At 44.4% G+C, this 9758-nt stretch carries 5 protein-coding genes; all 5 read left to right on the top strand.

Annotation, left to right across the window (positions count from 1 at the left end; genetic code table 11):
• Nucleotides 1-35 precede the first annotated feature (35 nt).
• The 5 genes from comA to purF all read left to right on the top strand — a co-directional run bounded on the left by comA (nucleotide 36) and on the right by purF (nucleotide 9745).
• A complete protein-coding gene (gene comA, locus HT669_RS10390) occupies nucleotides 36-2189 on the top strand; it encodes a peptide cleavage/export ABC transporter ComA (RefSeq protein WP_172933703.1) in 2154 nt (717 codons plus the stop codon).
• Nucleotides 2190-2201: 12 nt separating this feature from the next.
• A complete protein-coding gene (gene comB, locus HT669_RS10385; RefSeq protein WP_172922619.1) occupies nucleotides 2202-3551 on the top strand; it encodes a competence pheromone export protein ComB in 1350 nt (449 codons plus the stop codon).
• Between the two features lie 169 nt (nucleotides 3552-3720).
• Complete coding sequence (purC, locus tag HT669_RS10380) at nucleotides 3721-4428, top strand: phosphoribosylaminoimidazolesuccinocarboxamide synthase (protein WP_050222965.1); 708 nt, start codon at nucleotides 3721-3723, stop codon at nucleotides 4426-4428.
• 56 nt (nucleotides 4429-4484) lie between these two features.
• Complete coding sequence (locus HT669_RS10375) at nucleotides 4485-8210, top strand: phosphoribosylformylglycinamidine synthase (protein WP_172922017.1); 3726 nt, start codon at nucleotides 4485-4487, stop codon at nucleotides 8208-8210.
• A 92-nt stretch (nucleotides 8211-8302) separates the two neighbouring features.
• Nucleotides 8303-9745: an amidophosphoribosyltransferase gene (purF, locus tag HT669_RS10370; RefSeq protein WP_023938639.1), complete on the top strand. Its 1443-nt coding sequence runs from the start codon at nucleotides 8303-8305 to the stop codon at nucleotides 9743-9745.
• Nucleotides 9746-9758 lie beyond the last annotated feature (13 nt).

Here is a 9758-nt window from a genome sequence, read left to right as displayed (position 1 = left end):
GATTTTCATTGAGTATTAGGAAAAAGGAGATGAAGATGAAATTTGGGAAACGTCACTATCGTCCGCAGGTGGATCAGATGGACTGCGGTGTAGCTTCATTAGCTATGGTTTTTGGCTACTATGGTAGTTATTATTCTTTGGCTCACTTGCGAGAATTGGCTAAGACGACTATGGATGGGACGACGGCTTTGGGCTTGGTCAAGGTGGCAGAGGAAATTGGTTTTGAGACGCGAGCAATTAAGGCGGATATGACGCTCTTTGACTTGCCAGATTTGACTTTTCCTTTTGTTGCCCATGTTCTTAAGGAAGGAAAATTGCTCCACTACTATGTGGTGACTGGGCAGGATAAGGATAGCATTCATATTGCCGATCCAGATCCTGGGGTGAAATTGACCAAACTGCCACGTGAGCGTTTTGCGGAAGAATGGACAGGAGTGACTCTTTTTATGGCACCTAGTCCAGACTACAAGCCTCATAAGGAACAAAAGAATGGTCTGCTCTCTTTTATCCCTATATTAGTGAAGCAGCGTTGCTTGATTGCCAATATCGTTTTGGCAACACTCTTGGTAACCTTGATTAACATTGTGGGTTCTTATTATATGCAGTCTATCATTGATACCTATGTGCCAGATCAGATGCGTTCGACGCTTGGGATTATTTCTATTGGGCTGGTTATCGTCTATATTCTCCAGCAGATTTTGTCTTACGCTCAGGAGTATCTCTTACTTGTTTTGGGGCAACGCTTGTCGATTGATGTGATTTTGTCCTATATCAAGCATGTTTTTCACCTGCCTATGTCCTTTTTTGCGACACGTCGGACAGGGGAAATCGTGTCTCGTTTCACGGATGCTAATAGTATCATCGATGCGCTGGCTTCGACCATTCTTTCGATTTTCCTAGATGTGTCAACAGTTGTCATTATTTCTCTTGTTTTATTTTCACAAAATACCAATCTCTTTTTCATGACTTTATTGGCACTTCCTATCTACACAGTGATTATCTTTGCCTTTATGAAGCCGTTTGAAAAGATGAATCGGGACACCATGGAAGCCAATGCGGTTCTGTCTTCTTCTATCATTGAGGACATCAACGGTATTGAGACTATCAAGTCCTTGACTAGTGAAAGTTCACGTTATCAAAAGATTGACAAGGAATTTGTGGATTATCTGAAGAAATCCTTTACCTATAGTCGGGCAGAGAGTCAGCAAAAGGCTCTGAAAAAAGTTGGCCATCTCTTGCTCAATGTCGGCATTCTCTGGATGGGGGCTGTTCTGGTCATGGATGGCAAGATGAGTTTGGGGCAGTTGATTACCTATAATACCTTGCTGGTTTACTTTACCAATCCTTTGGAAAATATCATCAATCTGCAAACCAAGCTTCAGACAGCACAGGTTGCCAATAACCGTCTGAATGAGGTCTATCTGGTAGCCTCGGAGTTTGAGGAGAAGAAAACGGTTGAGGATTTGAGTTTGATGAAGGGAGAGATGACTTTCAAGCAGGTTTACTATAAGTATGGCTATGGTCGAGATGTCTTGTCGGATATCAATTTGACTATTCCGCAGGGTTCTAAGGTGGCTTTTGTGGGGATTTCGGGGTCAGGTAAGACGACCTTGGCTAAGATGATGGTTAATTTTTACGACCCAAGTCAGGGAGAGATTAGTCTGGGTGGTGTCAATCTCAATCAGATTGATAAAAAAGCCCTGCGCCAGTACATCAACTATCTGCCTCAACAGCCCTATGTCTTTAACGGAACGATTTTGGAGAATCTTCTCCTTGGAGCCAAGGAGGGGACGACTCAAGAGGATATCTTACGGGCGGTGGAATTGGCAGAGATTCGGGAGGATATCGAGCGCATGCCACTGAATTACCAGACAGAATTGACTTCGGATGGGGCAGGGATTTCAGGTGGTCAACGGCAGAGAATCGCTCTGGCGCGTGCTCTCTTGACAGATGCACCTGTCTTGATTTTGGATGAGGCGACCAGCAGTTTGGATATTTTGACAGAGAAGCGGATCGTAGATAATCTCATGGCTTTAGACAAGACCTTGATTTTCATCGCCCACCGCTTGACCATTGCAGAGCGGACAGAGAAGGTTGTTGTCTTGGATCAGGGCAAGATTGTTGAAGAAGGAAAGCATGCTGATTTGCTTGCACAGGGTGGCTTTTACGCCCATTTGGTCAATAGCTAGAAAGAGGAGAGGATGAAACCAGAATTTTTAGAAAGTGCGGAGTTTTATAATCGTCGTTACCATAATTTTTCCAGTCGGGTGATTGTCCCCATGTCCCTTCTGCTTGTGTTTTTACTTGGATTTGCAACATTTGCAGATAAGGAGATGAGTTTGTCTACTAGAGCTACTGTCGAGCCTAGTTGTATCCTTGCACATATCCAGTCAACTAGCAACAATCGTATTCTTGTCAATCATTTGGAAGAAAATAAGCTGGTTAAGAAGGGGGATCTCTTGGTTCAATATCAGGAAGGGGCAGAGGGTGTCCAAGCGGAGGCCTATGCTAGTCAGTTGGATATGCTCAAGGATCAAAAAAAGCAATTGGAGTATTTGCAAAAGAGCCTGCAAGAAGGGGAGAACCACTTTCCAGAGGAGGATAAGTTTGGCTACCAAGCCACCTTTCGCGACTACATCAGTCAAGCAGGCAGTCTTAGGGCTAGTACATCGCAACAAAATGAGACCATCGCGTCCCAGAATGCAGCAGCTAGCCAAACCCAAGCCGAAATCGGCAACCTCATCAGTCAAACAGAGGCTAAAATTCGCGATTACCAGACAGCTAAGTCAGCTATGGAAACAGGTGCTTCCTTGGCCAGTCAGAATCTAGCCTACTCTCTCTACCAGTCCTACAAGTCTCAGGGCGAGGAAAATCCGCAAGCTAAGGCTCAGGCTGTTGCGCAGGTTGAAGCGCAGCTTTCTCAGTTAGAATCTAGTCTTGCTACTTACCGTGTCCAGTATGCAGGTTCAGGTACCCAGCAAGCCTATGCGTCAGGTTTAAGCAGTCAATTGGAATCTCTCAAATCCCAACACTTGGCAAAGGTTGGTCAGGAATTGACCCTTCTAGACCAAAAAATCTTGGAAGCAGAGTCAGGCAAGAAGGTTCAGGGAAGTCTTCTAGACAAGGGGAAAATTACGGCCAGTGAGGATGGGGTGCTTCACCTTAATCCTGAGACTAGTGATTCTACCATGGTAGCAGAAGGTACCCTACTAGCCCAACTCTATCCATCCTTGGAAAAAGAAGGAAAAGCCAAGCTAACAGCTTATCTAAGTTCAAAAGATGTAGCAAGAATCAAGGTCGGTGATTCTGTTCGCTATACTACGACTCATGATGCCAAGAATCAACTTTTCCTAGATTCTACTATTACCAGCATAGATGCTACAGCTACCAAGACTGAAAAAGGGAATTTCTTTAAAATTGAAGCGGAGACTAATCTAACTTCTGAGCAGGCTGAAAAACTTCGGTACGGGGTGGAAGGCCGTCTACAGATGATTACGGGCAAGAAAAGTCACCTGCGTTATTATTTAGATCAATTTTTGAACAAAGAGTAATGTTCGTATTTTCAGAGTTAAATGATTTTAAAACTGTGAGAAAGATTCTTCTTGCAGTTTTTTCTTTATGATTTTCGAGGGTGCTATGTTATTTATTCGGTTAAATTCTTGTAATTTTAGGTTTTTTATGGTAGAATGTGCTCAAGTAATACGAAAGGCGAACTTTAAAATGTCAAAACAGTTGATCTATTCGGGAAAAGCTAAAGATATCTATACAACTGAAGATGAAAATCTTATTATTTCAACTTACAAGGACCAGGCGACTGCTTTCAACGGTGTCAAGAAGGAGCAGATTGCAGGTAAGGGAGTCTTGAATAATCAGATTTCATCTTTTATTTTTGAGAAATTAAATGCGGCTGATGTGGCGACTCACTTTGTGGAGAAACTTTCAGACACGGAACAACTCAATAAAAAGGTTGAGATTATTCCTTTGGAAGTCGTGCTCCGCAACTACACGGCTGGTTCCTTTTCAAAACGTTTTGGCGTAGACGAAGGTATCGCCTTGGATACTCCGATTGTTGAATTTTACTATAAAAATGATGATTTGGATGATCCATTTATCAATGACGAGCATGTGAAATTCCTAAAGATTGCGGATGACCAGCAGATTGCTTACTTGAAGGAAGAAACCCGTCGTATCAATGAACTCTTGAAAGGCTGGTTTGCTGAGATTGGGCTTAAGTTGATTGACTTTAAGCTAGAGTTCGGTTTTGACAAGGATGGCAAGATTATCTTAGCAGATGAATTTTCACCAGATAACTGCCGTTTGTGGGATGCGGATGGCAACCACATGGATAAGGATGTTTTCCGTAGAGGATTGGGAGAACTAACAGACGTTTACGAGATTGTTTGGGAAAAGTTGCAGGAATTGAAATAACAACCTCAAGGCTGTTTGGAAACATTGCAAGAGCTGAAATAAAGGAATAAGAATTGATGGATAAACGTATTTTTGTTGAAAAAAAGGCTGATTTTCAGGTCAAGTCAGAGAGTTTGGTGAGAGAGCTCCAGCACAACTTGGGGCTTTCAACTTTGAAAAGTATTCGCATCGTGCGAGTTTATGATGTATTTGACTTGGCAGAGGACCTGTTTGCACCTGCAGAGAAACACATTTTCTCTGAGCAGGTGATAGACCATGTTTTGGATGAAGCGGCTGTGCAGGCGGATCTTGCCAACTATGCTTTCTTTGCGATTGAAAGCCTACCAGGGCAGTTTGACCAGCGTGCGGCTTCTTCACAGGAAGCCTTGCTTTTACTAGGAAGTTCGAGTGATGTGACGGTTAATACAGCACAATTGTACTTAGTCAATAAGGATATTGATGCGACTGAGTTGGAAGCGGTCAAGAACTATCTGCTCAACCCAGTTGATTCTCGTTTCAAGGACATCACGGTAGGGATTGCCAAGCAGGAATTTTCAGAGTCAGACAAGACTATTCCCAAATTGACTTTCTTTGAAAGCTATACAGCAGAAGACTTTGCTCGCTACAAGGCTGAGCAAGGGATGGCCATGGAAGTGGATGATTTGCTCTTTATCCAAGACTACTTTAAGTCAATGGGGCGCGTGCCAACTGAGACCGAACTCAAGGTTTTGGACACTTACTGGTCTGACCACTGCCGTCATACGACTTTTGAGACAGAGTTGAAACACATCGACTTTTCAGCTTCTAAATTCCAAAAGCAATTGCAGGCGACCTATGACAAGTATATTGCCATGCGTGATGAGTTGGGACGTACGGCAAAACCACAAACCTTGATGGATATGGCTACTATTTTCGGTCGTTATGAGCGTGCCAATGGACGTTTGGATGATATGGAAGTGTCAGATGAAATCAATGCTTGCTCAGTAGAAATCGAAGTGGATGTTGATGGTGTGAAAGAGCCATGGCTCCTAATGTTCAAGAACGAAACCCACAATCACCCAACTGAGATTGAGCCATTTGGTGGGGCTGCTACCTGTATTGGTGGAGCCATTCGTGACCCATTGTCAGGACGTTCATACGTTTACCAAGCTATGCGTATCTCGGGTGCAGGTGATATTACAGCACCAATCTCTGAAACGCGTGCTGGTAAGCTGCCACAACAAGTCATTTCTAAAACAGCGGCTCATGGTTATTCTTCATATGGTAACCAAATTGGGCTTGCGACGACCTATGTTCGTGAATACTTCCACCCAGGCTTCGTTGCTAAGCGTATGGAGTTGGGTGCCGTTGTCGGTGCTGCTCCTAAGGAAAATGTAGTCCGTGAAAAACCGGAAGCGGGGGATGTCATTATCCTGCTCGGTGGTAAGACTGGACGTGATGGTGTCGGTGGTGCGACAGGGTCTTCTAAGGTTCAAACAGTTGAGTCTGTAGAGACTGCTGGTGCTGAGGTTCAAAAAGGAAATGCCATCGAAGAACGCAAGATTCAGCGCCTCTTCCGTAATGGCAATGTCACTCGTCTGATCAAGAAGTCCAATGACTTTGGGGCAGGCGGTGTCTGTGTGGCTATCGGTGAATTGGCAGACGGTCTTGAAATCGACCTCAACAAGGTGCCTCTTAAATACCAGGGCTTGAATGGTACAGAAATTGCCATCTCTGAATCACAAGAACGGATGGCGGTCGTGGTTCGTCCTGAAGATGTGGATACCTTCGTTGCCGAATGTAACAAAGAAAATATTGATGCTGTTGTGGTGGCGACAGTAACTGAAAAACCAAATCTTGTCATGCACTGGAATGGTGAGACAATCGTTGACTTGGAACGCCGTTTCCTTGACACCAATGGTGTGCGCGTGGTTGTCGATGCCAAAGTTGTGGACAAGGATGTCAAACTCCCAGAAGAGCGTCAAACATCTGCTGAAACACTGGAATCAGATACCCTTACGGTTCTATCTGACCTCAACCATGCAAGTCAAAAAGGATTACAGACTATCTTTGACTGCTCTGTTGGACGCTCAACGGTTAATCACCCACTTGGTGGTCGTTACCAACTCACACCAACTGAGGCATCTGTGCAGAAATTGCCAGTTCAACACGGTGTGACTCATACTGCGTCGGTCATTGCTCAAGGTTTCAACCCATATGTAGCTGAATGGTCTCCATACCACGGTGCTGCTTATGGGGTTATCGAAGCAACTGCTCGTTTGGTGGCTGCTGGTGCCAACTGGTCCAAGGCTCGTTTCTCTTACCAAGAGTATTTCGAGCGTATGGATAAACAAGCAGAGCGTTTCGGTCAGCCAGTAGCTGCTCTTCTAGGTTCTATTGAAGCACAAATTCAGCTTGGCTTGCCATCTATCGGTGGTAAGGACTCCATGTCTGGTACCTTTGAAGAATTGACCGTTCCGCCAACCTTGGTTGCCTTTGGGGTGACGACGGCAGATAGCCGTAAGGTGCTCTCTCCAGAATTTAAAGCTGTTGGGGAAAATATCTACTACATCCCAGGTCAAGCCCTCTCTGCAGAGATTGATTTTGACTTGATTAAGAAAAATTTTACTCAGTTTGAAGCCATCCAAGCTGACCATAAAGTGACATCTGCATCAGCTGTCAAATACGGTGGTGTAGTTGAAAGTTTGGCTCTTGCTACTTTTGGAAATCATATCGGTGCAGAGGTAATCTTGCCTGAACTTGAAAGTTCTTTGACAGCACAATTGGGCGGATTTGTCTTCACATCTCCTGAAGAAATTGCTGGAGTAGAGAAGATTGGACAAACGAAAGCAGACTTTACACTGACTGTCAACGGTGTGAAGCTAGATGGACACAAGCTTGACAGTGCATTTCAAGGGACATTGGAAGAAGTTTACCCAACAGAATTTACCCAAGCGAAAGAACTAGAAGAAGTACCAGCTGTGGTATCAGATGTTGTGATTAAAGCCAAAGAAAAGGTTGAAAAACCTGTGGTTTACATCCCAGTCTTTCCAGGAACCAACTCAGAATATGATTCAGCTAAGGCCTTCGAAAAAGAAGGTGCAGAGGTCAATTTGGTGCCATTCGTGACCTTGAATGAAGAAGCTATTGTCAAGTCAGTTGAAACTATGGTTGACAATATCGACAAGACTAATATTCTCTTCTTTGCCGGTGGATTCTCGGCTGCGGATGAACCAGATGGTTCAGCTAAGTTTATCGTCAATATCCTGCTTAATGAAAAAGTGCGTGCGGCTATTGATAGCTTTATCGCCCGTGGTGGCTTGATTATCGGTATCTGTAATGGATTCCAGGCCCTCGTCAAATCAGGTCTTCTTCCATACGGGAACTTCGAGGATGCCAGCAGTACGAGCCCAACCCTCTTCTACAATGATGCCAACCAGCACGTGGCCAAGATGGTGGAAACTCGGATTGCCAATACCAACTCGCCATGGTTGGCTGGAGTGCAAGTGGGTAATATTCATGCTATCCCAGTATCGCATGGTGAAGGGAAGTTTGTCGTGACGGCTGAGGAATTTGCAGAGCTCCGTGACAATGGTCAAATTTTCAGCCAATACGTTGACTTTAACGGTAAACCAAGTATGGATTCTAAGTACAATCCGAATGGTTCTGTCCATGCCATCGAAGGAATTACCAGCAAGAATGGTCAAATCATCGGTAAGATGGGCCACTCAGAACGTTATGAGGATGGTCTTTTCCAAAATATCCCAGGCAATAAAGACCAACACCTGTTCGCATCAGCGGTTAAACATTTCACTGGAAAATAAGACTTACAGATTTTCTAATAGATAGTATCAGTAATGTAAAAGTCATGTAAATCTAGCTCTTGATGATTACAAATGAAAATTAGGTATAAAAAATGACATACGAAGTAAAATCTCTTAATGAAGAATGTGGTGTTTTCGGTATTTGGGGACATCCAGATGCTGCTAAGTTGACCTATTTTGGACTCCACAGTCTTCAACACCGTGGTCAGGAGGGGGCAGGAATCCTCTCCAATGATCAAGGACAACTGAAGCGCCATCGTGACATGGGGCTTTTATCAGAAGTGTTCAGAAATCCAGCCAATTTGGATAAATTGACAGGAGCTGGTGCGATTGGGCATGTGCGTTATGCGACTGCTGGCGAAGCTTCTGTTGATAACATCCAACCCTTCCTCTTCCGTTTTCACGATATGCAGTTTGGTTTGGCTCATAATGGAAATCTGACCAATGCAGCCTCTCTCAAGAAAGAACTGGAACAAAGAGGAGCAATTTTCAGCGCGACTTCGGACTCTGAAATCTTGGCTCACCTCATTCGTCGCAGTCACAATCCTAGTCTGATGGGCAAAATCAAGGAGGCGCTCAGCCTAGTTAAAGGTGGTTTTGCCTATATCTTGCTATTTGAAGATAAGTTGATTGCGGCTCTTGATCCCAATGGTTTCCGTCCGCTTTCTATCGGGAAAATGGCCAACGGAGCGGTGGTGGTTTCCTCTGAAACCTGTGCTTTTGAGGTTATTGGTGCTGAATGGATTCGTGATTTGAAGCCAGGTGAGATTGTGATCATTGATGACAAGGGCATCCAGTATGATAGCTATACGGATGATACTCAGTTAGCAATCTGTTCTATGGAGTATATCTATTTTGCCCGCCCTGATTCTAACATTCATGGTGTCAATGTTCATACGGCACGTAAACGTATGGGTGCTCAATTGGCGCGTGAATTCAAGCATGAGGCGGATATAGTGGTCGGTGTGCCCAATTCTTCCCTCAGCGCAGCCATGGGATTTGCGGAAGAATCTGGTTTGCCAAATGAAATGGGCCTCATCAAGAACCAATACACCCAACGTACCTTTATCCAACCGACTCAAGAATTGCGGGAGCAAGGGGTGCGGATGAAATTGTCTGCAGTTTCTGGTGTTGTCAAAGGCAAGCGTGTGGTTATGATTGATGACTCTATTGTACGTGGAACAACTTCTCGTCGTATCGTTCAGCTTTTGAAAGAAGCAGGTGCGACTGAAGTTCACGTTGCTATTGGCAGTCCAGCGCTAGCTTATCCATGCTTCTACGGGATTGATATCCAGACCCGTCAGGAGCTGATTGCGGCTAATCATACGATTGAAGAAACTCGCAAAATCATTGGAGCTGACAGCCTGACTTACCTCTCTGTTGAGGGGTTGATTGATTCGATTGGGATTGAAACGGATGCGCCAAATGGTGGTCTCTGTGTCGCTTACTTTGACGGTGACTACCCAACACCTCTCTATGACTACGAAGAAGACTATCGTAGAAGTTTGGAAGAAAAGACCAGTTTTTACAAGTGAGTTACTGAGATTC

Source organism: Streptococcus sp. 2100, assembly GCF_013276335.1.
Taxonomy (GTDB): Bacteria; Bacillota; Bacilli; order Lactobacillales; family Streptococcaceae; genus Streptococcus; species Streptococcus pseudopneumoniae.
The sequence above is the reverse complement of the archived record's forward strand: the minus strand, read 5'-3'. Positions and strand labels throughout refer to the sequence as shown.

Bases quoted from the DNA above. Each gene is read 5' to 3' on its own strand.
- HT669_RS10375 (WP_172922017.1), top strand. From the start codon at position 4,485: ATGGATAAACGTATTTTTGTTGAAAAAAAGGCTGATTTTCAGGTCAAG.
- purF (WP_023938639.1), top strand. From the start codon at position 8,303: ATGACATACGAAGTAAAATCTCTTAATGAAGAATGTGGTGTTTTCGGT.
- comB (WP_172922619.1), top strand. From the start codon at position 2,202: ATGAAACCAGAATTTTTAGAAAGTGCGGAGTTTTATAATCGTCGTTAC.
- comA (WP_172933703.1), top strand. From the start codon at position 36: ATGAAATTTGGGAAACGTCACTATCGTCCGCAGGTGGATCAGATGGAC.
- purC (WP_050222965.1), top strand. From the start codon at position 3,721: ATGTCAAAACAGTTGATCTATTCGGGAAAAGCTAAAGATATCTATACA.